We start from the raw sequence: 25,086 nt of genomic DNA on the forward strand, positions 1-25,086 counted from the left end.
AAATATCCCCGCCGGAGGCTCCCGCAGTCTCCGCCGGGCCTGACCTATCCATGGGAGCGCTGCAATGGCCTTCAAACTGACCGACTACGAAGCCTATGACTTTGCCAACCGCCGCCATATCGGTCCCAGCCCGACCGAGATGCGCGACATGCTCAAGGTAATCGGCTTCAAGACGCTGGACGATCTGATCGACGCCACCGTCCCCCCGGCGATCCGGCAGAAAGACCCGCTGGACTGGGGTCCGGCGATGACGGAACGCGACGCGCTCTATCACATGAAAAAAGTGGCGGGTAAGAACAAGGTTCTGACCTCGCTGATCGGTCAGGGCTATTACGGCACCACCACGCCTGCGCCGATCCTGCGCAACATCCTGGAAAACCCGGCCTGGTACACCGCTTATACGCCCTATCAGCCCGAGATCAGCCAGGGCCGGCTCGAGGCGCTGTTGAACTTCCAGACCATGGTCAGCGACCTGACCGGGCTGGACGTGGCTAACGCCTCGCTGTTGGACGAGGCGACCGCAGCGGCCGAGGCGATGGCGATGGCCAAGCGCGGCGGCCGGTCCAAGGCCAACAACGCGGCCTTCTTCGTTGACCGCAACTGCCACCCGCAGACCATCGCGGTGATCAAGACCCGGGCCGAGCCCCTGGGCATCGACGTCAAGGTAGCCGATCCCGACGAACTGGATCCCGGCGCGGTCTTTGGCGCGATCTTCCAGTATCCGGGCACCTATGGCCACGTGCGCGACTTCACCAAGGAGATTGCGGCGCTGCATGAACACAACGCGATCGCCATCGTCGCCGCCGACATCCTGTCGCTGGCGCTGCTGAAATCCCCGGGCGAAATGGGCGCCGATATCGCCGTGGGCTCGACCCAGCGCTTCGGCGTGCCGATGGGCTATGGCGGCCCGCACGCCGCCTACATGGCCACCACCGACAAACTCAAGCGCGCGATGCCGGGCCGGATCATCGGCGTCAGCATCGATAGCCGCGGCAACAAGGCCTATCGCCTGGCGCTGCAGACCCGCGAACAGCACATCCGCCGCGAGAAGGCCAATTCGAACGTCTGCACCGCGCAGGCGCTGCTGGCGGTGATCGCCTCGATGTATGCCGTGTACCACGGCCCCGACGGGATCAAGGCGATCGCGCAGTCGGTGCACCGCAAGACCTCGCGCCTCGCGGCCGGGCTGGAAGAGCACGGCTTCAAGGTCGAACCCGAGGTGTTCTTCGACACCATCACCGTCGAGGTCGGCCCGCTGCAGAAGACCGTCATGGAGGCGGCCGTGGCGCGCGGCGTCAACCTCCGCAAGGTGGGCGAGACCCGCGTCGGCATCAGCCTCGACGAACAGACCCGGTCCGAGACGATTGAGGCCGTCTGGGGTGCCTTAGGCATCGACAAGAAGGACGACAGCTCGAACAAGCAGTACCGCCTGCCGGACTATGCGCTGCGCGAGACGCCCTACCTGACCCACCCGATCTTTCACAAGAACCGGGCCGAGGCCGAGATGACCCGCTACATGCGCCGCCTGGCCGACCGCGACCTGGCGCTGGACCGGGCGATGATCCCGCTGGGCAGCTGCACCATGAAGCTGAACGCGACGATCGAGATGATCCCGGTCACTTGGCCCGAGTTCGCCAATATGCACCCGTTCGTTCCGGAAGATCAGGCGCAGGGCTATCACGAGATGATCGCCGATTTGAACGACAAGCTATGCCAGATCACCGGCTATGACGCGATCAGCCAGCAGCCCAACTCGGGCGCGCAAGGCGAATATGCGGGCCTGCTGACGATCCGCAACTATCATATCGCCAACGGGCAGGGGCACCGCAATGTCTGCCTGATCCCGACCTCGGCGCATGGGACCAACCCGGCCTCGGCCCAGATGGTCGGCTGGCAGGTGGTGCCGGTGAAGGCGGACGCGAAGGGCAACATCGATCTGACCGACTTCCGCGAGAAGGCCGAGAAGCACTCGGACAACCTGGCCGGCTGCATGATCACCTATCCCTCGACCCACGGCGTGTTCGAGGAAACCGTGCAGGAAGTCTGTCAGATCACCCATGACCACGGCGGGCAGGTCTATATCGACGGGGCCAACATGAACGCCATGGTGGGCCTGTCGCGCCCCGGCGACATCGGCGGCGACGTCAGCCACCTGAACCTGCACAAGACCTTCTGCATCCCGCATGGCGGGGGCGGCCCCGGCATGGGCCCGATCGGCGTCAAGGCGCATCTGGAGCCCTACCTGCCGGGCCACCCGGAATACGGCACCGCCGTGGGGCCGGTCTCGGCGGCGCCCTTCGGCTCGCCCTCGATCCTGCCGGTCAGCTGGGCCTATGTGCTGCTGATGGGCGGCGCGGGTCTGACCCAGGCGACCAAGGTTGCGATCCTGAACGCCAACTACATCGCCGCGCGTCTGCAGGAGGCCTATCCGATCCTTTACACCTCCGAGTCCGGCCGGGTGGCGCATGAATGCATCCTCGACACCCGCCCCCTGGCCGAGGCCGGCAACATCACTGTCGATGACGTGGCCAAGCGCCTGATCGACAGCGGCTTCCACGCGCCGACCATGTCCTGGCCGGTGGCCGGCACGCTGATGGTCGAACCGACGGAATCGGAACCCAAGGACGAGCTGGACCGCTTCTGCGACGCCATGCTGTCGATCCGCGCCGAGGCGCAGGATGTGATCGACGGCAAGATCGACCCCGAGAACAACCCGCTGAAGAACGCCCCCCACACGGTGCGCGACCTGGTGGGCGAGTGGGACCGACCCTACACCCGCGAACAGGCCTGCTTCCCGCCGGGTTCCATGGGCGTCGACAAATACTGGTCGCCCGTCAACCGCGTCGACAACGCGTACGGAGACCGGAACCTCGTCTGCACATGCCCGCCCATGGAAGCGTACGAGGAAGCCGCCGAATAAAAAAACCTGAAACCCCCGCCCGATCCGGCGGGGGTTTTTCCTAGGGCTTGAAGTCCGCGGGCACGCCAAAGGGCGGCGCGTCCACGCTCATCCCGGTCAGGGCGTGCAGGAACACCACCAGTTGCGCGATCTCATCGTCGCTCAGAGCAACTGGCGTGATGTCGACCTTGGCGCGTTGGCGCGCCATCTCGAACCGGTCCTGCCAGACGATGAAATCGGTCTGTTCCAGCCACGGCACCTTGGGCAGCGCGGCCTGATCGGTTGTCCAGCGCGACAGGCTGGTTGCCGGGTTCAGGTGGTGGCGGATGATCCCTTCGAGGTCGGGAAAGGCGCCGTTGTGGCCATAGGGCGCGGTCAGCGCCACGTTGCGCAGCATGGGCGTGCGGAACCGGTAGGCGTCCTCCAGCCGGTCGCTTTCGCCCATGCGACCCACGTCGCGGGCATAGGCATCCCATTGCCGGGTGCGGCCCGGGCCGAATGGCGGCAGGGCCAGCGCGTGGAATTTCTGATCCGACAGCAGCGGCCCCGAATGGCAGGTGGCGCACCGCGCCTTGCCGTAGAACAGCCGCATCCCGGCCTTCTGATCGGGGGTCAGGGCGGTCTCGTCTCCGGCCAGGTACTGGTCGAACGGGCTGTCGGTGCTGCGCCATTCGATGGCCATGAAAGCGGCCAGAGCGTTGGCGACATGGGTGATGGTTATGTCCTCGGTGCTGTCCACGTCGTCAAAGGCGGCCACCATCGCCGGGCCGTATTTGGGGTCGGTCCGCACCCGCTTGGCCAGAATCGGCCAGCCCTTGTCGATCCGGTCATGCACGGCGCCGGTGACCTCGTTCTCGGCCACGTTCCCGGCCATTTCGAACTGAGCGGTCAGCGGAAACAGCGCTTGCGCGGCCAGCAGCGAGTTCAGCCCTTCGGGCAGCCATTCCTGCGCGGGCGAGTTGAACCCGTTGCCATAGACGTCCGACAGGCTGAGCCGCCCGTCATGGAACATCGTGTGGATGTCGCGCGCGCCCAAGTTCCATAGGCCCGGCGCGTTGCGCGGGATGCGTTTGCGGATGCGGTCCGCCCCGGTGCCGGGTGTGCGGTCGGGGCCAAGACCCTCGCCGCCCTCGCCGATGCCAAGCGACAGGCCATCGGAGGTGCCGAAATCGGGGTGGTGGCAATGGGCGCAGCTGATGTTGCGGTTGCCCGACAGGATCGGGTCATAAAATAGCTGATGACCGATCGCGGCCTGTTCCCTATCAAAGAACAGAAAGTCGTCATCGGTCAGTGGCGCGGGCAGGTCCTGCGCCCAGGCCGCCCCGCAAAACAGGAGACCCACCGCACCATGCGCCAGCTTGTGCTTGCCCTTTGTCTTGCCGCCACGCCCGTTTGGGCCGAACTGGAACAGGCCCGCGACCTGATGGAGGCGGGCAAGTTTGCCGCCGCGCGCGAACAGCTTCTGCCGGCGGCCCGGTCGGGCAACGCCGAGGCCGAGGAGCTGATCGGCGTGATGTACGGCCTTGGCCTTGGGGTTAAGCAGGACTACGAGCGCGCGTTCGAATGGTATCTGCGTGCCTCGATGAAGGGGCATCCGGGCGCGCAATCGGGTGTCGGATGGTATTACGAGCTGGGTCTGGGCCTGCCCGCGCCTGATCTGGTGCGGGCCTACATGTGGTATACGCTCAGCGCCATCGGCGGCGACCCCGATGCGGCGATCAGCCTGGAAGAGGTGGTCAAGAAGATGACGCCCGAACAGATCGAAAAGGCCCATGTGCTGGTCAATGACTACAAGGGGTGGATGTACCCCTTTCGGTAAGGGCGGGCCGGGATGACGCGTCATCCCGGCCCGAACTGTATCAGTTCAGGTCGGCGGCGCGTTCCGCGTTGATCTCGGCCTCGGCCTCGGCCACGGCCGCGGTCAGCGCGGCATAGATCTCGTCCCCGCGCGCGACGTTCTGCTGGAACCAGTCATAGACCGGGGTCGCGGCCTGCTTGAACGCCTCTTTTTCTTCGGGGGTCGGCACGTACAGGTCGCCGCCACCGGCCACGAAATCCTCGTAGGCCTGGATCGACTTGCGCTTGGGCGAGGCAAAGGTGGCCTGCTGCAGCGCATAGAACCCATCGACGACGACACGGCGCAGGTCTTCGGGCATTTCCTGGAACTTGGCGTTGTTCATCCACCACAGCGCGCCCATATAGGCGTGCCCGTCCAGCGTGACATATTGCAGGCCGGCATCGGGGAATTTCATGCCCATGATGTCGGTGATGCCGTTCTTCGAGCCGTCAACCACACCGGTCTGGAAGCTGGTGAACAGTTCCGGCCACGGGATAGGGGTGGGCGAGGCGCCCAGGGCCTTGACCAGTTCCTGCGGCAGGTCTGCGACCACGGTGCGGATCTTCAGCCCGTCCATGTCGGACGGCTGGGTCACGCGGCGCTTGGTGTTGGCGAAGTTGCGCCAGCCGCCGGTGTTGCCGATGGTCATCAGGCGGATCGCGCCGCCCGAATCTTCCAGCGCCATTTCGCGCATCTTGCGGGTGAAATCACCCGACAGTACCCGCTCGGCGATGCGGTCGTCGGCCATCAGATAGGGCAGGTCCAGAACCTGCACGTAAGGGAAGATGCCCGAGGCCCCGCCCGAGGTCGAGATGTAGATGTCGATGGTGCCGTCGGCCACGCCCTGCAGGCATTCGGCGCCGTTCGAGCACAGCTGCGTGCCGATGAACAGTTCGACCTCGATCGCGCCGTTCGAGGCGTTCTCGACGAAGTTCTTGAACACGACCAGGCCGTCATAGTCCTCGTCGTTTTCGTTCGAGTTGGCAGTGGCACGCAGCGTGTAGTCGGCCGCCGAGGCCGCCAGCGCCGAGGCCGCCACCAGCGACGTGGCGAGTGCTGCGGTTTTGAAGAATGTTCTGAGCATGCGTTTCCTCCCTGTGGTACTCAGTCTAGTTTGCAAATCCCGTCAAACGCGGGATCGTCATGGATATTGCGGGGACATAGGTGATCAGGAAGATCACTGCAATTTCGACGGCCAGGAACGGCAGGATCGCCTTGGCGATGGTTTCCACCCTTTCGCGTGACACGGCGGCGGCCACGAAAAGCACCAGCCCCATTGGCGGTGTGGCCAAGCCAACGGTCAGGTTGACGCTCATGATGATGGCGAAATGGATCGGGTCGACCCCCAGGCTGGTGAAGATCGGGCCCAGGATCGGACCCAGGATGATGATCGCCGGGCCTGCATCTAGGAACATGCCCACGACGAACAGCAGCAGGTTGATCAGGAACAGCAGGATCAGCGGATTTTCCGACAGTCCGAGGATCAGCGCGGCCAGTTGCTCGGGCGCGTGGCTGAGGCTGACCACGGTCTTGAACGCCATCGCCGCCCCCACCAGCAGCAGCACCACGGCCGAGGTCATGCCCGCATTGCTGAGGACTTCGGGCACCTCTTTCAAGGTCAGCGTGCGCAGCACGAAAAACCCGATGATGAAGGCATAACCCACGGCAACGGCGGCGGCCTCGGTCGGGGTGAAGATGCCGCCCAGGATGCCGCCCAGGATGATCACCGGCGTCATCAGCGGGAAAAACGCCTTGAGGCTGGCCTGACCGCGCTCGGGCCAGGTGTATTTGCGGCTGGCCACCGGGAAATCATAGCGGTTGGCCATGACCTTGATCATCAGCATCAGGCCGATGCCAACCATGACGCCCGGCACGATGCCGGCCAGAAACAGGGCCGCGACGCTTTCGCCCATGACATAGGCATAGATGATCATGATCCCCGAGGGCGGGATGATCGGTCCGATGACCGAACTGGCGGCGGTGATCGCTGCGGCAAACTTGCGGGTATAGCCCTGCTTCTCCATCGCCGGGATCAGCATCGAGCCCAGCGCCGAGGTATCGGCCACCGCAGAGCCCGACAGCCCCGCGAACAGGATCGAGCTGAGCACATTCACATGCGCCAGCCCGCCGCGCAAGTGCCCCATCAGGGCCTGGCTGAACTCGACCAGACGGATGGTGATGCCGCCGCGGTTCATCAGCTCTCCGGCCAGCATGAAGAAGGGGATGGCCATCAACGGAAAGCTGTCCATCCCGTTGTAGACGTTGCGATACAGCAGTGTGATGTCGTTGGTCTGGCCGTTCAGCCACAGCAGCAGGCCGGGCGCGGCCAGCAGCGCGAAAAAGACCGGCAGGCCGATCAGCAGAAACACCAGAAAGACCGGCAGGAACCAGACCAGCATCTATTCGGCCCCCACGGCGGCTTCGGGGATCTCGGGCAGCAGGTCACCGCCGCCAAGCATGGTGATGATCGAGCGCAGGATCAGTTCGATGTTGACCGACAGCAGCAGGATCACACCCACCAGAAGGGATGCCATCATCCAGCTGCGCGGGATCCGGTACCATTCGTCAAAGCCAAACGAGGTGGGCAGGTACAGCGCGGCGGTGGCGAAACGCCCGCCAAAGCCCGTGACCTCGGACCAGCCGATGCGCACGGCGACCACCAGAACCGTCAGGCTGAGCAGCAGCAGAAACAGGTTCAGCAACTGGCCGGGTACGCGGGGCAGAAAGCGGACCAGCATGTCGATGGCCACGAACCCGCCGCGCCGAAAGGCGGTGGGTGCCATCAGGCCGGTCATCCACAACATGCAGAACCGCGCCGCCTCGTCGGGCCAGGGCAGGGCGTTGCCCAGAACGTATCGGAAGAACACCTGAATCAGGATCGCGATCACCATGAGGGCGATCGCAACGACGCCAACCGCGCGGCCCAGACGCAGTGCGGTTTCGTTCACGAATGCAATCGGCGCAAGCACCGATGTCAATCCGCCCATGCGGATCCTCCCTGTTCAGGCCGCGGGTTTGGCCCGCGACCGTGTCCCGCGCTTATTGGTGCGCGAATTGGCCGAGCTTGCCGGCGTAAAAGGTCAGCGCGTCTCCGTCCGCCATGCTGGCCCGCAAGACCTTGCCCACCACGATAACGTGATCGCCCGCATCGTGATACGCATGTTGTTCACATTCGAACCGCGCCAGGCATCCGCGCAGCAGCGGCGTACCGTTTTCGCAGCGGTCGTGGTCGATGTCACGCAGGGCAAAGGCGTCTTTCGAGCAGCCAAAGCACAGCTCGGCCTGGTCGGCCGACAGCACGTGAATGCTGAAATGCCGGGCCGCGCGGAAATAGGGGAACCGGCGCGAATTCCGGTCTCCGGCCCACATCACCAAAGGCGGGTCCAGCGACAGCGAGGAAAAGCTGTTGGCCGTGATGCAGACCGGCCCGTCGGGGCTGTCGCAGGTCACGACGGTGACGCCGGTGGCGAACCGGCCGAAAGCGTCCCGCAGGGTGCGGGTGTCGTCCTTGTGCGGAATGAAGGTGCGCGCCATGTCGTTCGAAAATGCGTTCATCATGGTACCTCATGCCCCAGCGCCGCCTCGTAGAGGCGGAACCAGGCTTCACGATCCAGATTGACTTTCAGGGCGTCCGAGATGCGCTTGATGCGGTCCAGGCTGTTGGTGCCCAGAACTGGCAGAATGCCGCTCGGATGGGCCAGCAGGAAGGCCACGGCCACCGCGGCACGGTCGACGCCGAACTGCGCGCCGATCTCATCCGCGACCACACCCACTGGAGGATTGCCCGCCATCAGCGCTCCGCCGCCCAGCGGCGACCACGCCATCACCGGGTGGCCGTGCTGCTGGTGAAACGCCAGATCGCCATTGGTGAACGGGGCGATCGCGCCCAGAGAAATCTCGATCTGGTTGGTCACCAGCGGGGTCTTCATGGCCGATTGCAGCAGCTGCCAGTCCCAGGGGCGGAAATTCGACACGCCCACCGCGCGGACCTTGCCGCTGGCCACGACCTCGTCCAGCGCAGCGCCGGTTTCATGGTGGTCCATGAACGGGTCGGGGCGGTGGATCAGCAGCAGGTCGATATGGTCGATCGCCATTTCCCGCAGCGAGGTGTCGACCGATTTCAGGATGTGCGCGCGCGAGGTGTCATAGTATTTCACCTTGGCATCCGCATAGCGCCCGCAGGGGGCGACGATGTCGCATTTGGTGACGATCTCCATCCGATCCCGCAGGCCGGGATTGGCGCGCAGGGCGCTGCCCAGAATCGCCTCGGCGCCATAGTCGCCATAGATGTCGGCCTGATCGAAACTGGTGATGCCCTGATCCAGACAGGCGTGGATCTTGGCCGCCACATGCGCGGCCGAGGTATCGCTGTCATCGCCCAGCCGCCACATGCCATAGACGAGGCGGCTCAGCTCCAGGGTGTCAGAAAGCTTGATACGTTGCATCAACGACGAACTCCGTTGCCCAGCGGCGTCGCCGGGGTGTCAGCAGGGACCCTTCCATAGGCTTCGGGAAGGGAGCAGGTTTTCAGATGTGGCATCACACGGGTGCCGAAATGGCGGGCCTCGTCCATATGCGGATAGCCCGAGAAGATGAAGGCGCGGATGCCCATCTTCTGATACTCTTCGATCTTCGACAGCACCTGGTCTGTCGACCCCACCAGCGCCGCGCCGCAGCCTGACCGCGCCCGGCCGACGCCCGTCCACAGGCCCGGCTCGACATAGCCGTATTTGTCCGCCAGCTCGCGGTTCCTGGCCTGATGCGAAACACCTAATGAGGTGGCGTCCAGCGCCCGTTCGCGGATTGCGCGGCCGTATTCGTCATCCAGTTTCGACACGATAAAATCGGCATATTCCTTGGCCTCGGCCTCGGTGTCGCGCACGATCATGTGTACCCTCAGGCCATAGTCCAGCGTGCGGCCGTACTCGTCGGCCACCGCGTGTACGGCCTTCATCCGCTCGGCCAGCTGGTCCTTGGTTTCGGGCCACATCAGATAGACGTCGCAATGCTGGCCGCACAGCTTCAGCGCATCGGGAGAATAGCCCCCGAAATACAGCAGCGGCCCGCCGGTCTGATAGGGTTTGGCCGGATCGGTCGTCAGGCCCGAGAAATTGTAGACCTGACCCTGATAGTTGATCTCATCCTGCGTCCAGGCCTGTTTCAAAATCTCGACCACCTCGCGCGAGCGCTGGTAGCGATAGCTGCTCTCGGCCTTTTCGCCCGGAAAATCCGACGAGATGATGTTGACCGTCAGCCGCCCCTTCAGCATGTGATCCAGCGTCGCGATCGTGCGTGCCAGCATGATCGGCTGCATCTCGCCGCAGCGCACGGCGGCCAAAAGGTTGATCTTTTCTGTGATCGGGGCGCAGCCGGCCACGAAACTCAGCGTGTCCTGCCCCACCTGATACGAGGACGGGCACAGGATGTTGCGGAAGCCCTGCGCCTCGGCCTCTTTCACGATGCCCGAGCAATGTTCCCAGCTGGAGCGCAGATCGCCGTCGGGCACACCGAGAAACTGATAATCGTCCGAGCACAGCGCCGCGAACCACGAAACCTCGGCCGCATCCAGATCGGGGGATGTGATGGGGACGATCGTCATCTGATTCTCTCTCCTGCCGGGCTCAACTTTTCTCTTGCGTAGCAACCACATTGATGTAGATCAATAGTGTATCAATTTTTTCTGCGACCAAGTGAAGCGCCCGCGTGCCCCCATCCACCAGAAACCCCAACGCCCTGCCGATCTATGTGCAGATCGCCGAGCTGCTGATCCGCGACATCGCCGCCGGCCGGCTGATCGACGGCGAGCGTCTGCCGCCCGAGCGGGACATGGCGGCGCAGCTGAACGTCTCGGTCGGAACGCTGCGAAAATCGCTCGCCGAGCTGGAAAAAAAGGGGATGCTCGAGCGGATCCAGGGCTCGGGCAACTATGTGCGCGAGACCGGGGCCCAGAACAGCGTCTATGCCATGTTCCGGCTGGAACTGCCCGAGGGCGGCGGCCTGCCGCGCGCCGACATCCTGTCGGTCGATCACCTGGACAAGCCCGCCGACCTGCCCGATTTCGGCACCTCGCGGCGCGGGTCGCGCGTGCGGCGGATGCGCTATCTGAATGACACAATCATCGCGGTCGAGGAGATCTGGCTGGACGAATCAGCCGGTCTGATCGACCGGCGGCTGCTGTCGGACTCGCTCTATCGCTATTACCAGCAGCAGCTTGGGTTCTGGATCACCCGCGCCGAGGATCGGGTTTCGGTCGGGCGGCTGCCCGACTGGACCCCTGCGAACTTCACCCGGCCGGCGGGCGAGACCGTCGGTTACATCGAGCGGTTCAGCTGGTCGGAACGGCCTGAACCCGTCGAGTTTTCGAAAACCTGGTTCGACCCGGACCGGGCAACTTACGTCCAACGACTGAAATGACGAGGAAACGCGCATGACCCGGACCATCAATTACGGGCTGATCGGATGTGGCATGATGGGGCAGGAACACCTGCACAACATCGCCCTGCTGGAGGGCACGCAAGTGGCCGCCATTTTCGAGCCCGACCCCGAGATGGCGCGCGCCGCGCAGGCGATTGTGCCGGGGGCCCGGATGATGGCTTCGGTGCAGGACCTGCTGGCGGTCGAGGCGCTGGACTGCCTCGTCATCGCCAGCCCCAACCATCTGCATGTGGATCAGATCGCCCAGATCGCCGAAACGCGTCCCTTGCCGCTGTTGGTGGAGAAGCCGCTGTTCACCAACCCCGACGATGCGGCCCGTCTGGCCGAGATCGAGCGCAGCTATCCCTGTCCGATCTGGGTGGCGATGGAGTACCGCTATATGCCGCCCATCGCCGCCCTGATCGCCGAGGCGCAGGACACCAGCGGCGGGGTCAAGATGCTGAGCATCCGCGAACACCGCTTTCCGTTCCTCGAAAAGGTCGGCAACTGGAACCGGTTCAACCGCAACACGGGCGGCACCTTCGTCGAGAAATGCTGTCATTTCTTCGACCTGATGCGCCTGATCCTGCAATCCGACCCGGTGCGCATCAGCGCCAGCGGCGGTCAGGCCGTGAACCATCTGGACGAAACCTATGACGGCGAAACGCCTGACATCCTCGACCACGGCTATGTCATCGTCGATTTCGCCTCGGGTGCGCGGGCGATGCTGGAACTTTGCATGTTCGCCGAGGGCGCGCGGTATCAGGAGGAAATCTCGGTCGTCGGCCCCAAGGCCAAGATCGAGGCGCTGGTCCCCGGGCCGGGCCGGTTCTGGCCCGAACATCTGGGCGAGCCGCCGGTGCCGCAGCTCATCGTCAGCCCGCGCGACCCCAAAGGTCCGATCGCCCGCGACATTCCCGTCGATCCGCGCCTGCTGGCGGCGGGCGACCACAACGGCTCGACCTTCTATCAGCACCAGGGCTTTCTGGCGCTGGTGCGCGGTGAGCGCGACGCCCCGGATGTCAGCCTGACCGACGGCATGTGGGCCGTGCGCATGGGGCTGGCGGCACAGCAATCTCTGGCCACGGGTGAAACCGTCTGGCTGGATCGCTGAGGTCTTTCTGCGGGTGCAAAATGCGCCGATCGGAAACCTGTGTTCCGATTTGGCGTCACAGTCCATGTCGTTTTTGATATTCAAAGCGTCTTTTCCGCTTGCCCGTCCATCTGCGGCCCCCTAGGTCTGGCCGCGGGACACCCCTCCCCAACGAGGGGCGTATATCTGGAAGGGTAACACCAATGACCATCGAACGACCGGCAGCGCGGCCGGCCAATCCGCGTTTTTCCTCGGGCCCCTGTGCCAAACCCCCCACATTCGAGCTGAACAAGCTGGCCGGTGCCGCGCTGGGCCGGTCGCACCGCGCCGCCATCGGCAAGGACAAGCTGAAAGCGGCGATCGAAGGCACGCGCGAAGTGCTGGGCATTCCGGCCGACTATCGTATCGGCATCGTTCCGGCCTCGGATACGGGTGCGGTGGAAATGGCGCTTTGGTCGCTGCTGGGCGAACGCAAGGTCGAGATGCTGGCCTGGGAAAGCTTTGGCGCGGGTTGGGTCACCGACGTGGTCAAACAGCTGAAGATCGATGCCGAGGTGAAAACCGCCGATTACGGGCAGATCGTCGATCTGGCGACCATCGATTTCAACAATGACGTGGTCTTTACCTGGAACGGGACCACCTCGGGCGTGCGGGTTCCGAATGGCGACTGGATCGCCGATGACCGCGCCGGCCTGACCATCTGCGACGCCACCAGCGCCGCATTTGCGATGGACCTGCCCTGGGACAAGCTGGATGTCACCACCTTCAGCTGGCAGAAGGTTCTGGGTGGCGAGGCCGCGCATGGCATGCTGATCCTCAGCCCCCGCGCGGTCGAGCGGTTGGAAAGCTATACCCCTGCGTGGCCGCTGCCGAAGATCTTCCGCCTGACCAAGGGCGGCAAGCTAATCGAGGGCATCTTTACCGGCGCAACCATCAACACGCCGTCGATGCTTGCGGTCGAGGATTACCTTTTCGCGCTGGATTGGGCCCGCTCGGTCGGCGGGCTGCAGGGCCTGATCGCCCGCGCCGATGCCAATGCGCAGGCGATTTTCGAATTCTGCGACCAGAACGACTGGATCGACAACCTGGCCGAGGACCCGGCTACCCGGTCGAACACCAGCGTCTGCCTGAAATTCACCGATCCGCGCATTCGCGACGGCGCCAGCTTTGCCAAGGCGGTCGCCAAGCGGCTGGAGGCCGAGAACGTGGCGCTGGACATCGGCGCGTATCGCGATGCGCCGGCCGGGCTGCGCATCTGGTGCGGCGGCACGGTCGAGACGTCCGACATCCAGGCGATGCTGCCCTGGCTGAAATGGGCATTCGAGGCCGAGATCGCAGCCCAGGCCGAAGCCGCCTGACCCCTTTCCCTTACAAGATCCGGGCCGTGTCCGGCCCGGAGTTATCATTCCATTCAAGGACCACGCACATGGCCCCCAAAGTACTCGTATCCGACAAGCTCAGCGAAACCGCGGTTCAGATCTTCCGTGACCGCGGCATCGACGTGGATTTCATGCCCGACGTGGGCAAGGACAAGGAAAAGCTAGCCGAGATCATCGGCAACTATGACGGCCTGGCCATCCGCTCGGCCACCAAGGTCACCGAGAAGATCCTGGAAAAGGCCGACAAGCTGAAGGTGATCGGCCGCGCCGGCATCGGCACCGACAATATCGACAAGGAAGCCGCCTCGAAAAAGGGCGTGATCGTGATGAACACGCCGTTCGGCAACATGATCACCACCGCCGAGCACGCCATCGCGATGATGTTCGCCGTGGCGCGTCAAATCCCTGAGGCCAATGCTAGCACCCATGCGGGCAAGTGGGAAAAGTCCAAATTCATGGGGGTCGAGCTGACCAACAAGACGCTGGGCGTGATCGGTGCCGGCAATATCGGCGGCATCGTCTGTGACCGGGCGCATGGCCTGAAGATGAAGGTCATCGCCTATGACCCCTATCTGGGCCAGGAGAAGGCCGACAAGATGGGCGTGGAAAAGGTCGAGCTGGACGAGCTGCTGGCGCGGGCCGATTTCATCACCCTGCACGTGCCGCTGACCGACCAGACCCGCAACATCCTCAGCCGCGAGAATCTGGCCAAGACCAAGAAGGGCGTGCGCATCATCAACTGCGCCCGCGGCGGTCTGGTCGACGAAGAGGCGCTGGCCGAACTGATCAAATCCGGCCATGTCGCGGGAGCAGCCTTCGACGTGTTCAGCGAAGAGCCGGCCAAGGAAAACCCGCTGTTCGACCTGCCCAACGTGGTCTGCACCCCGCATCTGGGCGCGGCGACTACCGAAGCGCAGGAAAACGTGGCGCTGCAGGTGGCCGAGCAGATCTCGAACTATCTGCTGACCGGCGCGGTCGAGAATGCGCTGAACATGCCCAGCGTCACCGCCGAAGAGGCCAAGGTCATGGGGCCGTGGATCAAGCTGGCCGGCCATCTGGGCAGCTTCATCGGCCAGATGACCGACGAGCCGATCAAGGCAATCAACATCCTGTATGATGGTGTTGCGGCGCAGATGAACCTGGCGGCGCTGAACTGCGCGGTGGTAGCGGGGATCATGAAGCGCTCGAACCCCGAGGTGAACATGGTCTCGGCCCCGGTCGTGGCCAAAGAGCGTGGGATCAAGATCTCGACCACCAATCAGGACAAGTCGGGCGCCTTCGAGGGCTATATCAAGGTGACCGTGGTGACCGACAAGCGCGAACGCTCGATCGGGGGTACCGTGTTCAGCGACGGCAAGCCGCGCTTCATCCAGATCAAGGGCATCAACATCGATGCCGAGGTCGGCGCGCACATGCTCTACACCACCAACGAGGACGTGCCGGGCATCATCGGCACCCTGGGGAAGACCATGGGCGAGCATGGCGTGAACATCGCCAACTTTACCTTGGGCCGCGCCCAGGCGGGTGGCGAGGCGATCGCGCTGCTGTATGTTGACGAGCCGGTTCCGGCTGAAGCCCGCGCCAAGCTGGCTGAAACCGGGCTGTTCACCCAGATCAAGCCGCTGGAGTTCGACGTGATCTGATCTGGCAAGACCCGGATGAAAGCGATTGACGCCTGCACCCGCCCGGTGCAGGCGTTGTCGTTGCAAAGGCCCGCAAATCCAACCCGGCCCGGAACGGAGACATCGGCATGACCGCGCCCTGTCCCTGATCGAGCAGTATGGCGGACGCGATGTGCGGATCGTGTTTCTGGGCGACTACGTCGATCGGGGCCCCGACAGCAGGGGTCTGTTGGACCGACTGATTGCGGGGGGCGCGACGCGGGGCGAAACTGGGCCACGCTGCTGGGCAACCATGACCGGATGTTCGCGTGGTTCCTGCAGGATGAGCCGCGCCATGATCCGCATCTTCTAGTCGGCTACCACTTGCTGCACGCGCGGCTGGGCGGAACCGAAACCCTGCGCGGCTATGGTGTCGAATTCGAAGATCGCATCCGGCTGCAGAATGTGCATCGCGCGGCTCACGCGGCGGTGCCGGCTGCGCACAAGGCATTTCTGCGCGACCTAGTGCGGAAGCACCAGACCCCCGAGCTTGCTTTTGTTCATGCCGGCATCCGGCCGGGCGTGCCGCTGAGCGCGCAGGCCGAGGATGATCTGGTTTGGCTCCGTCAGAGCTTTCACGCCCGTCAGACCCCGCACCCCAAGCTGATCGTGCATGGCCACACGGTGGTGGACCACCCCACACATTACAGGAACCGCATCAACCTGGACATCGGCGCGGGCTATGGCCGCCAAACCGGGGGTCGCCGTGTTCGGGGGGCGCGACTGCTGGCTGCTGACCGAAGCCGGGCGCGTGCCGCTGCGCCCCTGATCAGCCGCCCGCGAACATGTCCTTGTAGGTCTCGCGCAGAACGTTTTTCTGCACCTTGCCCATCGTATTGCGGGGCAATTCGTCCAGCAGGATCAGCTTGCGGGGATGTTTGAAACGGGCAAGGCTTTGGCTCACCGCATCCATGATCGCACCCAGATCCGGTGCCGCGCCGGCCTCGGGCACCAGTATGCCCAGAACGGTTTCCCCGAAATCCGGGTGCGGCACGCCGATCACTGCGCTTTCCAGCACGCCGGGCTGTTCATCCAGAACCAGCTCGATTTCCTTGGGATAGATGTTGTAGCCGCCCGAGATGATCAGGTCTTTGCCGCGCCCGACGATATGCACATAGCCGTCAGCGTCGATGCGGCCCAGATCACCGGTGATGAAGAACCCGTCCTCGCGCAGCTCGGCGGCGGTTTTCTCGGGCATCTGCCAATAGCCCTTGAACACGTTCGGGCCGCGCACCTCGATCATGCCGATCTCGCCCTGCGGCAGCGGATCGCCCGTTTCGGGGTCGGTGATCTTCAACTCGACCCCCGGCAGCGGAAAGCCCACCGTCCCGGCGCGGCGCTCGCCGTCATAGGGGTTCGAGGTGTTCATGTTGGTCTCGGTCATGCCATAGCGTTCCAGGATCCGGTGGCCGGTGCGTTGCTCGAACCGCGTGTGGGTTTCGGCCAGCAACGGCGCCGAGCCGGAAATGAACAGCCGCATGTGTCGGGCCAGATCCCCGGTGAATCGGTCGTCGTTCAGGAGGCGAGTATAGAAGGTCGGCACCCCCATCATCGAGGTGGCCTTGGGCATCAGGCGAAGGATGTCGTCCAGATCGAAGCCCGGCAGAAAGATCATCGACCCGCCGGCCGACAGCATGACATTGGTGGCCACGAACAGGCCATGGGTGTGAAAGATCGGCAGCGCGTGCAGCAACACGTCATCCGCGGTGAAGCGCCACTCCTGCACCAGCGTTTCGGCGTTCGAAAGCAGGTTCGCCTGCGTCAGCATGGCGCCCTTGGACCGCCCGGTAGTGCCCGAAGTATAAAGAAACGCGGCCAGATCGTCCGAAGTGCGGCGCACCGGTTCAAACGCCGGTAGCATCCCCAGCGCGCGCCGCATCAGGCTGCCCGAGCCGTCGGCGTTCAGCGTTTCGACCCGCGCGCCATGCCCGTGTGCGATGGTCTCCAGTTCGGACAGCGCACCCGCATCGCAGACCACCAGCGCAGCGCCGCTGTTATCGATGAAATAGCTCAGCTCGGCGCCGGTATAGGCGGTGTTCAGCGGCAGAAAGATCAGCCCGGCTTGAACGCAGGCCGCATACAGCGCCAGCGCCTCGGGCGATTTGTGGACCTGTACCGCCACCCGGTCGCCCGGTTCCAGCCCCAGCCCCGTCAGCGCATTGGCCACCCGCGCCGCCATGTCCAGAAACGCGGCATGGGTCAGCGTACGGCCGTCCGGAAGATGCAGAAACGGCGTGTCTTTGCCCGCATGGATGCCGAACAGACGATCATAAAGCGGGTTGGCCATTTCGGGTCCTCCTGATTGCGGTGCTGCCGATCCGGACCCTGTATCGGATTGCGCCGCTGGTAAAGACCCTGTTGTGGGCCTTTTTGCATCAGAGCCGGGTGGTCATGCGATAGCCAGCGGCAAAATACATCTTGGCCAGCGTCACAGGTGCGCCCTGCAGCCATGTGATGCGTTCGGCGGTAAAGACCGGCTCGCCTTCGGTCACGTCCAGAAAACCGGCCAGCGTGGCGTCGGCCCGGCTGGCCAGAAAGGACAGTTCGACATTGGTGAAGGGGACCGTCTGCACCAGCCATTCATTCGGGCCGATGGCGGAGAAATCGGCCTGTTCGACCTGCGGCACGCTGTCGATGACGATCCAGCGGTCCTCGAACTGAAAGGGGGTGTTGCCGGAGTAGTGCATGCAGCGCACATGCACCACGCGCTGCCCCGGTGTAAGCGCCAGCCGCGCCCCCAGCCATTCTGGCGCGGTCTCAGTCAGCGCCGAGACCAGTGCATACCGATAGGTGCCGCCCATGGCCTCGACCTCGTCGCGTACCAGCGGGATGGTAAAGCGGGCCTGCCGCTGCGGGGCGCTGGACACGCGGGTGCCCGCCTTGCGGCGGCGTTCCAGGAAACCCTCCTCGGCCAGTTCGCGCAGCGCGCGGTTCACCGTGGTGCGGGTGCAGGAAAACTCGACCGCCAGTTCCTCTTCGTTGGGCAGCAGCGTGTCGGGCCGCCATTCGCCGGAACGGATGCGGCCTAGCACGGTCTGTTTGATGTCCTTGTAGCTGGTGGTCTCGGGGCTTTGGGTCATAGGGCGCTCGGCTTGGTGTTGGAGTTGATTAGACTCGGGACAGCAGATCGGCAATGGCCCGGCGATAGGCGGGGATGATCGTGTCGCGCGCGACGTGGCGCCCGGCGCGGACCATGTGGCGGCCGGCCGACCACAGATCGGTTACCAGCCCGTCGGGGGCCGCGAAACACAGCCCGTCCAGCAGTTGGTCGTCTCGCAGTGCGCACAGGGTCGGGTGCGCGCGGTCGATGGCCACCAGATCGGCCAGCTTGCCTGGGGCGATTTCGCCGGCGTCGCGCCCAAGCGCCTGCGCGCCGCCTTGGGCCGCACCTGTATACAGTGCATGCCCGACCGAGCCTTCGCCCCGCACCAGAACCGCCCGCGTGCGGTCGCGTAGGCGTTGCGAATATTCGAGGGTCCGCAGTTCCTCGGGCAGCGAAATCCGAATGTTAGAGTCTGATCCAACCCCGAACCTCCCGTTCTCACCAACAAAGGTCGGACCTTCGAAAATACCGTCGCCCAGATTGGCCTCGGTGATCGGGCACAGCCCCGCCACGGCGCCCGACCGTGCTAGGGCCCGGGTTTCGCCGGGCGTCATATGGGTGGCGTGGACGAGGCACCAGCGGTCATCGACCGGCAGGGTGTTCAGCAACCACTCCACCGGACGGCTGCCCAAAGCGGCCTGCACGTCCTGAACCTCTTTCACCTGCTCGGCGATGTGGATGTGAACAGGGCCGTCCGGGACGTTGTCGATCAGGGCGCAAAGGTCGCCGGGGCGGGTGGCCCGCAGCGAATGCGGGGCGATGCCGACAACGGTGTCGGCCGGGGCCTGTCGGGCCCGGTCCCGGGTCGCGTCGAGCAGGTCCAGATAGCGGACCAGATCGTTGCCGAACCGCATTTGCCCGCCGGTCAAAGCCTCTTGCCGGACTCCGCCAAAGGTATAGAGCACCGGCAGATGGGTCAGCCCGATCCCCGTCTGCTGCGCGGCGGCAAAGATGCGCTGACTCAGTTCGGACAGATCGGCATAGGGCGCGCCGCCGGGTTGGTGATGGACATAGTGGAACTCGCCGACCGCAGCATATCCGGCCTCCTGCATCTCAAGGAAGGTCAGGGCGGCGATGGCCTCGATATGCCTAGGCGTCAGGTTCTCCAGAAACCGGTACATCAGCTGCCGCCAGCTCCAGAAGCTTTCCCGGCCAGCGGTCCGGGTCTCGGTCATCCCGGCCATGGCGCGTTGAAAGCTGTGGCTGTGCAGGTTCGACAGGGCCGGCAGCAAGAGATCGACGCATGTATCACCGGGCGCGGGCGGGACGTTGGCCTGCAGCCCGGCAATCCGCCCTTCGGTGATTTCCACCCGCAGGTTCGGAACCCAATTAGAGCCTAACAAGGCGGTTCTTGCGTGTATCGTCATGCAGCACTCAATTTGTGTAGACTTTAGATTTTTACCCGTATACGAAAAATCCACCTGCAACGGGAGTCCAAAAGAATCGCCATGGCCGAAAAAACTGTCCTCCGCTGTCAGCACGTTGCGACCATGGCCAAGGGCGCGTCGCCCTATGGCCTGATCGAGGATGCCGCCATCGTGGTGGGCGGCGACCGGATCGACTGGGTGGGATCTTGGCAGGACCCCTTGGCGCGACAGGCCGGCCCGGTCATTGATTACCGGGATCGCCTAATCACGCCGGGTCTGATCGACCCGCACACCCATGTCGTGTTTGGCGGCAATCGCGCCGCCGAGTTCGAGATGCGTCTGAACGGTGCCTCTTACGCCGATATCGCCCGGGCCGGTGGCGGTATCCTGTCCACGGTGGCGGCCACTCGCGCGGCCAGCCAGCAGGAGTTGCTGGACACCGCCTTGCCCAGCGTCGATGCCCTCATTGCCGAAGGGGTGACCTGCATCGAGATCAAATCGGGTTATGGCCTGGAGCCCGAGGCGGAGCTGCGCATGTTGCGCGTGGCGCGTCAGATCCCGCAGCTGCGCCCGGTTCGGGTAATGACCAGCTTTCTGGGCGCGCATGCGATCCCGCCCGAATTCACCGGGCGCGCGGATTCCTATATCGACACGGTCTGCATCCCGACCCTGCGCGCGGCCCATGCCGAGGGGCTGATCGACGCGGTCGACGGGTTCTGCGAGGGAATCGCCTTCGATACGGCTCAGATCGCGCGGGTGTTCGACGCCGCGCGTGAGCTGGGGCTGCCGGTCAAGCTGCATGCCGAACAATTGTCGAATCTGGGCGGGGCCCGGCTGGCGGCGTCCTACGGCGCCCTGTCGGCCGATCATCTCGAATATGTGGACGCCGCAGGGGTGGACGCCATGGCCGAGGCCGGAACGACTGCGGTTCTGCTGCCCGGCGCGTTCTACACGCTGCGGGAAACGCAGGCACCGCCGATCGACCTGTTCCGCAAGGCCGGGGTGCCGATGGCCCTGGCCACCGATTGCAATCCGGGGTCCTCGCCGCTGACGTCGCTGCTGCTGTCGATGAACATGGGCTGCACCCTGTTTGGCATGACCCCGGCCGAGGCACTAGCCGGGGTCACCCGCAATGCTGCCCGCGCGCTTGGGCTGGCCGATGCCGGTACGATTGCGCCTGGCCAGCGGGCGGATCTGGCTGTGTGGGACGTCTCTCACCCGGCCGAGCTGGCCTATCGGATCGGGTTAAACCCGCTGCACGCACGCATTTTCGGAGGGGAGGCATGAGCGCTCTGACCTTGGTTCCGGGGCAGGTCTCGCTGACTCAACTGGCGGATATCTACTGGAACGAAACGCCGGTGGTTCTGGATCATTGCTGTCGCCCGGCTGTCGAGGCCGCCGCCGCCCGCATCGCCGAGGCCGCCGCCGGTGATCAACCCGTCTATGGCGTTAATACCGGTTTCGGTAAGCTGGCCAGCCTAAAGATCGCGGCCAAGGACACCTCGGCGCTGCAGCGCAACCTGATCCTCAGCCATTGCTGCGGGGTTGGCCCGGCGGTGCCGCGGCGGTTGGCGCGCCTGATGATGGCGCTCAAGCTGTTGTCCTTCGGGCGCGGCGCATCCGGCGTGCGGTGGGCGCCGGTGGACCTGCTGCAACAGATGCTCGCCCGAGGCGTGACCCCGGTGATCCCGGCGCAGGGCTCGGTGGGGGCCTCGGGTGATCTGGCGCCGCTGGCCCACATGACGGCGGTGGTCATCGGTGAAGGCAAAGCCGAACTGGACGGTACGGTCATGCCGGGCGCCCAAGCCTTGAAAAAAGTTGGGTTAGAGCCTGTTCAGCTGGGGCCGAAGGAGGGCTTGGCCTTCATCAACGGCACCCAGTTCTCGACGGCCTACGCCTTGGCGGGCCTGTTCGAAGGCTGGCGCGCGGCGCAAAACGCGCTGGTCGTTTCGGCCGTTTCGACCGATGCCATCATGGGGTCCACCGCGCCGCTTCAACCCGAGATTCACGCTCTGCGCGGTCATCGCGGCCAGATAGAGGCCGCCAGCGCCATGCGCGCCGTGTTGCAGGGCTCGGAAATCCGTGAAAGCCATCGCGAGGGTGACAGTCGCGTGCAGGACCCGTATTGCATCCGCTGTCAGCCGCAGGTCACCGGTGCCGCGATCGACGTGATCCGGCAGGCCGCCGCGACCTTGCAGACCGAGGCCAACGCGGCCACCGACAACCCGCTGGTGCTGTCCGATCCCGACATGATCGTCTCGGGCGGCAATTTTCACGCCGAACCGGTGGGGTTTGCCGCCGACATGATCGCACTGGCCTTGTCCGAGATCGGTGCCATCGCGCAGCGCCGGATCGCCTTGATGGTGGATCCGACGCTCAGCTTCGACCTGCCGCCATTCCTAACCCCCGACCCGGGTCTGAATTCGGGCTTCATGATCGCCGAGGTCACGACCGCCGCGCTGATGAGCGAAAACAAGCATCTGGCCAACCCGTGCGTCACCGACAGCACGCCCACCTCGGCCAACCAGGAAGATCACGTCTCGATGGCCGCCCACGGTGCGCGGCGTTTGACGCGTATGGTGGAAAACCTCAACCACATTCTGGGGATCGAGCTGCTCTGCGCCGCTCAGGGCGTCGAGTTCCGCGCCCCGCTAGTCACCAGCGCGCCCTTGCAGCGGGTGATTGCGCGGCTGCGCGCCGACATCCCGCCTTTGGCCGAGGACCGGTACCTGGCCCCGGAACTGGAACAGGCCAAGGATCTTGTGGCCAGCGGCGCGATCCTGGAGGCGCTGGGCGTACCGCTCCCGGAGGTGACGGCATGATCGTGGTCGAGGTGCAGCAAGGGCAGAGCCCGATCGTGCTGGGCCAACCGCATGGCGGAACCTTCGTGCCCGAGGAGATCCATGCGCGCCTGAACCAGACCGGCCGGGCGTTGGCCGACACGGATTGGCACATAAACAGGCTCTATGAAAGGCTCTTGAGCGATGCGACGGTGGTTCAGTCCCGCGTGCACCGCTATGTGATCGACGCCAATCGCGATCCGGCGGGCGTGTCGCTCTATCCGGGGCAGAACACGACGACCCTGGTGCCGCTGACCGATTTCGACGGGCAACCCATATGGCTGGAAGGACAGGAACCGTCGGAAGATGAAATCGAGGAGAGGCGCGAAAAGTTCCACGCTCCCTATCACGCCGCGTTGCAGGAAGAATTGGAGCGGGTGCGGGCCAGGCATGGCGTGGTGATCCTGTTCGACTGCCACTCGATCCGGTCCCTGATCCCCTTCCTATTCGACGGAGAGTTGCCGGTGTTCAACACGGGCACCAATGACGGCACCACCTGCGCACCCGAGGTCGCGCAGGCGGTGGATGCCGTGGCTCAGGCGTCGGGCTGTACCGCGGTGCTGAACGGCCGATTCAAGGGCGGCTGGACCACCCGGCACTATGGCCGCCCAGACAAGGGTATACATGTGATCCAGATGGAGATCGCCCAACGCGCCTATATGGACGAGACCCCGCCCTGGACCTGGCGCGCGGACCGGACTGAACGCCTGCGCCCGCACCTGCAAGAGATGCTTGACCGCCTGCGTGCCTTGGCCTTGTCGGGCGCGCTGGCCGAAAAAGGAGCCCCGAAATGAGTGACCCGCGCAAGAACACCCGTGACGTCTTTCCACCGACCGGGCCGGACCTGAATGCCAAAAGCTGGCTGACCGAGGCCCCGTTGAGGATGCTGATGAACAACCTGCACCCCGACGTGGCCGAAAACCCGCACGAATTGGTGGTCTATGGCGGCATCGGCCGTGCGGCGCGGACCTGGAAGGATTTCGACACTATCGTGGCCAGTTTGAAGGATCTCGAGTCCGACGAGACCCTGATCGTGCAGTCCGGCAAGCCGGTGGCGATCATCCGAACGCACAAGGACGCGCCGCGGGTTCTGATCGCCAATTCCAACCTCGTGCCGCATTGGGCGACCTGGGATCATTTCAACGAATTGGATCGGAAGGGCCTGATGATGTACGGCCAGATGACGGCCGGGTCGTGGATCTATATCGGCACGCAGGGCATCGTTCAGGGCACCTATGAAACCTTCGCCGAGGCCGGGCGCCAGCACTATGGCGGCGACCTGACCGGGCGATGGATCCTGACCGGTGGGCTGGGCGGCATGGGCGGGGCACAGCCCCTGGCGGCAGTCTTCGCCGGGGCCTGCTGTCTGGCGGTGGAATGCAACCCCGACAGCATCGATTTCCGTCTGCGCACCAAATACCTGGATGAGAAGGCCGAAACGCTGGACGAGGCGCTCGCCATGATCGACCGCTGGACCAAGGCGGGCGAGGCGAAATCCGTGGGTCTGCTGGGCAATGCGGCCGAGATCTTCCCCGAGATTTACCGCCGCATGGCCGCGGGCGGGATGCGCCCCGACATCGTGACCGACCAGACCAGCGCCCACGACCCGATCAACGGGTATCTGCCGCTGGGCTGGACTCTGGCGCAGTGGCGCGAAAAGCGGGAAACAGACCCTAAAGCAGTGGAAAAGGCCGCGCGCGCCTCGATGAAGCAGCATGTCGCGGCGATGGTCGATTTCTGGAACGCGGGCGTGCCGACGCTGGACTACGGCAACAACATCCGGCAGGTGGCGCAGGACGAGGGGCTTGAGAGCGCCTTTGCCTTTCCCGGTTTCGTCCCGGCCTATATCCGCCCGCTGTTTTGCCGTGGCATCGGCCCGTTCCGCTGGTGCGCTCTATCGGGCGACCCCGAGGATATTTACAAGACCGATGCCAAGATGAAGGAGCTGTTCCCCGAGAACGAGCATCTGCATCGTTGGCTGGACATGGCCCGTGACCGGATCGCGTTTCAGGGTCTGCCCGCGCGGATCTGCTGGATCGGGCTGGGCGACCGGCACCGGGCCGGGCTGGCCTTCAACGAGATGGTCGCGAATGGAGAGCTGAGCGCACCGGTCGTCATCGGCCGAGATCACCTAGACAGCGGCTCGGTCGCCAGCCCAAACCGCGAGACCGAGGCGATGCTGGATGGGTCCGACGCCGTGTCGGACTGGCCGCTGCTGAACGCATTGATCAACACCGCCAGCGGCGCGACCTGGGTGTCGCTGCATCACGGCGGCGGGGTTGGCATGGGCTTCAGCCAGCACGCGGGCGTGGTGATCTGCGCCGACGGCACCGAGGACGCCGCGCGGCGGCTGGAGCGGGTGTTGTGGAACGACCCGGCCTCGGGCGTGTGGCGCCATGCGGATGCGGGTTATGACATCGCCAAGGACTGCGCCCGCGAACACGGGCTGCGCCTGCCGGGCATTCTGGGTTAGCGGCGCGGAATTGGCCTCTG

22 protein-coding genes are annotated in these 25,086 nt (G+C 64.6%); 11 read left to right on the forward strand and 11 right to left on the reverse strand.

Translation table 11 applies throughout. From position 1 onward, the window contains the following. Positions 1 to 64: 64 nt before the first annotated feature. Positions 65 to 2,920, forward strand: a complete 2,856-nt coding sequence (gcvP, locus tag AC2FMN_RS12605) for an aminomethyl-transferring glycine dehydrogenase (RefSeq protein ID WP_496688550.1) — start codon at positions 65 to 67, stop codon at positions 2,918 to 2,920. A gap of 40 nt (positions 2,921 to 2,960) precedes the next feature. Here the strand turns inward: gcvP and AC2FMN_RS12610 are convergent, their stop codons facing one another. Further along, on the reverse strand, positions 2,961 to 4,241 hold the full coding sequence (locus AC2FMN_RS12610; protein ID WP_496688552.1) for a cytochrome-c peroxidase: 1,281 nt from the start codon (positions 4,239 to 4,241) through the stop codon (positions 2,961 to 2,963). Between the two features lie 6 nt (positions 4,242 to 4,247). On the opposite strand from AC2FMN_RS12610, the gene AC2FMN_RS12615 reads away from it, so the two are divergent. Beyond that, positions 4,248 to 4,718, forward strand: coding sequence for a tetratricopeptide repeat protein (locus tag AC2FMN_RS12615; RefSeq protein WP_496680654.1), 471 nt, complete (start codon positions 4,248 to 4,250; stop codon positions 4,716 to 4,718). A 40-nt stretch (positions 4,719 to 4,758) separates the two neighbouring features. Here the strand turns inward: AC2FMN_RS12615 and AC2FMN_RS12620 are convergent, their stop codons facing one another. The 6 genes from AC2FMN_RS12620 to AC2FMN_RS12645 are packed head-to-tail and all read right to left on the reverse strand — an operon-like array spanning position 4,759 to position 10,335. Further along, positions 4,759 to 5,820: a TRAP transporter substrate-binding protein gene (locus AC2FMN_RS12620; protein WP_496680656.1), complete on the reverse strand. Its 1,062-nt coding sequence runs from the start codon at positions 5,818 to 5,820 to the stop codon at positions 4,759 to 4,761. Between the two features lie 25 nt (positions 5,821 to 5,845). Then, positions 5,846 to 7,135 carry a TRAP transporter large permease gene (locus AC2FMN_RS12625; RefSeq protein WP_093964183.1) on the reverse strand — a complete coding sequence of 430 codons (1,290 nt, stop codon included), beginning with the start codon at positions 7,133 to 7,135 and terminating at the stop codon, positions 5,846 to 5,848. Beyond that, positions 7,136 to 7,723, reverse strand: coding sequence for a TRAP transporter small permease (locus tag AC2FMN_RS12630; RefSeq protein ID WP_496680659.1), 588 nt, complete (start codon positions 7,721 to 7,723; stop codon positions 7,136 to 7,138). 52 nt (positions 7,724 to 7,775) lie between these two features. Then, positions 7,776 to 8,291, reverse strand: a complete 516-nt coding sequence (locus AC2FMN_RS12635) for a flavin reductase family protein (RefSeq protein ID WP_496688554.1) — start codon at positions 8,289 to 8,291, stop codon at positions 7,776 to 7,778. Further along, positions 8,291 to 9,181 carry an aldo/keto reductase gene (locus AC2FMN_RS12640; RefSeq protein WP_496688556.1) on the reverse strand — a complete coding sequence of 297 codons (891 nt, stop codon included), beginning with the start codon at positions 9,179 to 9,181 and terminating at the stop codon, positions 8,291 to 8,293. Before AC2FMN_RS12640 ends, AC2FMN_RS12635 begins: the two co-directional genes overlap by 1 nt. Further along, positions 9,181 to 10,335 (reverse strand): LLM class flavin-dependent oxidoreductase, encoded by a 1,155-nt coding sequence (locus tag AC2FMN_RS12645; RefSeq protein WP_496688558.1) that lies wholly within the window; start codon positions 10,333 to 10,335, stop codon positions 9,181 to 9,183. The genes AC2FMN_RS12640 and AC2FMN_RS12645 overlap by 1 nt, the downstream gene beginning before the upstream one ends. Before the next feature lie 104 nt (positions 10,336 to 10,439). Between AC2FMN_RS12645 and AC2FMN_RS12650 the strand changes: the two genes are divergently transcribed. From AC2FMN_RS12650 to serA, 4 genes are all read left to right on the forward strand, one after another. Beyond that, the gene (locus AC2FMN_RS12650; RefSeq protein ID WP_496688560.1) at positions 10,440 to 11,150 is read left to right on the forward strand and encodes a GntR family transcriptional regulator; all 711 of its coding nucleotides are present in this window, start codon (positions 10,440 to 10,442) and stop codon (positions 11,148 to 11,150) included. Positions 11,151 to 11,163: 13 nt separating this feature from the next. Beyond that, the gene (locus AC2FMN_RS12655; protein ID WP_496688562.1) at positions 11,164 to 12,264 is read left to right on the forward strand and encodes a Gfo/Idh/MocA family protein; all 1,101 of its coding nucleotides are present in this window, start codon (positions 11,164 to 11,166) and stop codon (positions 12,262 to 12,264) included. Positions 12,265 to 12,446: 182 nt separating this feature from the next. Further along, on the forward strand, positions 12,447 to 13,601 hold the full coding sequence (locus AC2FMN_RS12660; RefSeq protein ID WP_496688564.1) for a phosphoserine transaminase: 1,155 nt from the start codon (positions 12,447 to 12,449) through the stop codon (positions 13,599 to 13,601). 68 nt (positions 13,602 to 13,669) lie between these two features. Then, complete coding sequence (gene serA / locus AC2FMN_RS12665; RefSeq protein WP_496680671.1) at positions 13,670 to 15,265, forward strand: phosphoglycerate dehydrogenase; 1,596 nt, start codon at positions 13,670 to 13,672, stop codon at positions 15,263 to 15,265. A 480-nt stretch (positions 15,266 to 15,745) separates the two neighbouring features. Here serA and AC2FMN_RS12670 read toward each other — a convergent pair whose 3' ends face one another. Beyond that, positions 15,746 to 15,898 carry a hypothetical protein gene (locus AC2FMN_RS12670; RefSeq protein ID WP_496688566.1) on the reverse strand — a complete coding sequence of 51 codons (153 nt, stop codon included), beginning with the start codon at positions 15,896 to 15,898 and terminating at the stop codon, positions 15,746 to 15,748. Here AC2FMN_RS12670 and AC2FMN_RS12675 point away from each other — a divergent pair. Beyond that, positions 15,897 to 16,052, forward strand: coding sequence for a hypothetical protein (locus AC2FMN_RS12675; protein ID WP_496688568.1), 156 nt, complete (start codon positions 15,897 to 15,899; stop codon positions 16,050 to 16,052). The genes AC2FMN_RS12670 and AC2FMN_RS12675 overlap by 2 nt on opposite strands. Here AC2FMN_RS12675 and AC2FMN_RS12680 read toward each other — a convergent pair whose 3' ends face one another. The 3 genes from AC2FMN_RS12680 to AC2FMN_RS12690 form a co-directional block, all read right to left on the reverse strand. Further along, positions 16,053 to 17,570: a malonate--CoA ligase gene (locus tag AC2FMN_RS12680; protein ID WP_496688569.1), complete on the reverse strand. Its 1,518-nt coding sequence runs from the start codon at positions 17,568 to 17,570 to the stop codon at positions 16,053 to 16,055. It abuts the gene before it with no gap. Positions 17,571 to 17,658: 88 nt separating this feature from the next. Continuing rightward, a complete protein-coding gene (gene hutC, locus AC2FMN_RS12685; RefSeq protein WP_496688571.1) occupies positions 17,659 to 18,363 on the reverse strand; it encodes a histidine utilization transcriptional repressor HutC in 705 nt (234 codons plus the stop codon). A gap of 28 nt (positions 18,364 to 18,391) precedes the next feature. Further along, entirely contained in the window at positions 18,392 to 19,753 is a 1,362-nt protein-coding gene (locus tag AC2FMN_RS12690; RefSeq protein ID WP_496688572.1) for a formimidoylglutamate deiminase, read from the reverse strand. 81 nt (positions 19,754 to 19,834) lie between these two features. Here AC2FMN_RS12690 and hutI point away from each other — a divergent pair, with 81 nt between their 5' ends. The 4 genes from hutI to hutU are packed head-to-tail and all read left to right on the forward strand — an operon-like array spanning position 19,835 to position 25,066. Then, complete coding sequence (hutI, locus tag AC2FMN_RS12695; protein WP_496688574.1) at positions 19,835 to 21,040, forward strand: imidazolonepropionase; 1,206 nt, start codon at positions 19,835 to 19,837, stop codon at positions 21,038 to 21,040. After that, positions 21,037 to 22,575 carry a histidine ammonia-lyase gene (hutH, locus tag AC2FMN_RS12700; protein ID WP_496688576.1) on the forward strand — a complete coding sequence of 513 codons (1,539 nt, stop codon included), beginning with the start codon at positions 21,037 to 21,039 and terminating at the stop codon, positions 22,573 to 22,575. The genes hutI and hutH overlap by 4 nt, the downstream gene beginning before the upstream one ends. Continuing rightward, entirely contained in the window at positions 22,572 to 23,387 is an 816-nt protein-coding gene (gene hutG, locus AC2FMN_RS12705; protein ID WP_496688578.1) for an N-formylglutamate deformylase, read from the forward strand. The genes hutH and hutG overlap by 4 nt, the downstream gene beginning before the upstream one ends. Beyond that, entirely contained in the window at positions 23,384 to 25,066 is a 1,683-nt protein-coding gene (gene hutU / locus AC2FMN_RS12710; protein WP_496688580.1) for a urocanate hydratase, read from the forward strand. Before hutG ends, hutU begins: the two co-directional genes overlap by 4 nt. Positions 25,067 to 25,086: the final 20 nt, after the last annotated feature.

The sequence above is a fragment of the Ruegeria sp. BHSC037 genome (assembly GCF_059613045.1).

Coding starts and splice junctions, on each gene's coding strand:
- hutU (WP_496688580.1), top strand. CDS start 23,384: ATGAGTGACCCGCGCAAGAACACCCGTGACGTCTTTCCACCGACCGGG.
- AC2FMN_RS12655 (WP_496688562.1), top strand. CDS start 11,164: ATGACCCGGACCATCAATTACGGGCTGATCGGATGTGGCATGATGGGG.
- hutG (WP_496688578.1), top strand. CDS start 22,572: ATGATCGTGGTCGAGGTGCAGCAAGGGCAGAGCCCGATCGTGCTGGGC.
- AC2FMN_RS12645 (WP_496688558.1), bottom strand. CDS start 10,335: ATGACGATCGTCCCCATCACATCCCCCGATCTGGATGCGGCCGAGGTT.
- AC2FMN_RS12630 (WP_496680659.1), bottom strand. CDS start 7,723: ATGGGCGGATTGACATCGGTGCTTGCGCCGATTGCATTCGTGAACGAA.
- gcvP (WP_496688550.1), top strand. CDS start 65: ATGGCCTTCAAACTGACCGACTACGAAGCCTATGACTTTGCCAACCGC.
- AC2FMN_RS12660 (WP_496688564.1), top strand. CDS start 12,447: ATGACCATCGAACGACCGGCAGCGCGGCCGGCCAATCCGCGTTTTTCC.
- serA (WP_496680671.1), top strand. CDS start 13,670: ATGGCCCCCAAAGTACTCGTATCCGACAAGCTCAGCGAAACCGCGGTT.
- AC2FMN_RS12675 (WP_496688568.1), top strand. CDS start 15,897: ATGGCCACACGGTGGTGGACCACCCCACACATTACAGGAACCGCATCA.
- AC2FMN_RS12690 (WP_496688572.1), bottom strand. CDS start 19,753: ATGACGATACACGCAAGAACCGCCTTGTTAGGCTCTAATTGGGTTCCG.
- AC2FMN_RS12680 (WP_496688569.1), bottom strand. CDS start 17,570: ATGGCCAACCCGCTTTATGATCGTCTGTTCGGCATCCATGCGGGCAAA.
- hutC (WP_496688571.1), bottom strand. CDS start 18,363: ATGACCCAAAGCCCCGAGACCACCAGCTACAAGGACATCAAACAGACC.
- AC2FMN_RS12635 (WP_496688554.1), bottom strand. CDS start 8,291: ATGAACGCATTTTCGAACGACATGGCGCGCACCTTCATTCCGCACAAG.
- AC2FMN_RS12640 (WP_496688556.1), bottom strand. CDS start 9,181: ATGCAACGTATCAAGCTTTCTGACACCCTGGAGCTGAGCCGCCTCGTC.
- AC2FMN_RS12625 (WP_093964183.1), bottom strand. CDS start 7,135: ATGCTGGTCTGGTTCCTGCCGGTCTTTCTGGTGTTTCTGCTGATCGGC.
- hutI (WP_496688574.1), top strand. CDS start 19,835: ATGGCCGAAAAAACTGTCCTCCGCTGTCAGCACGTTGCGACCATGGCC.
- AC2FMN_RS12670 (WP_496688566.1), bottom strand. CDS start 15,898: ATGCACGATCAGCTTGGGGTGCGGGGTCTGACGGGCGTGAAAGCTCTG.
- AC2FMN_RS12620 (WP_496680656.1), bottom strand. CDS start 5,820: ATGCTCAGAACATTCTTCAAAACCGCAGCACTCGCCACGTCGCTGGTG.
- AC2FMN_RS12615 (WP_496680654.1), top strand. CDS start 4,248: ATGCGCCAGCTTGTGCTTGCCCTTTGTCTTGCCGCCACGCCCGTTTGG.
- hutH (WP_496688576.1), top strand. CDS start 21,037: ATGAGCGCTCTGACCTTGGTTCCGGGGCAGGTCTCGCTGACTCAACTG.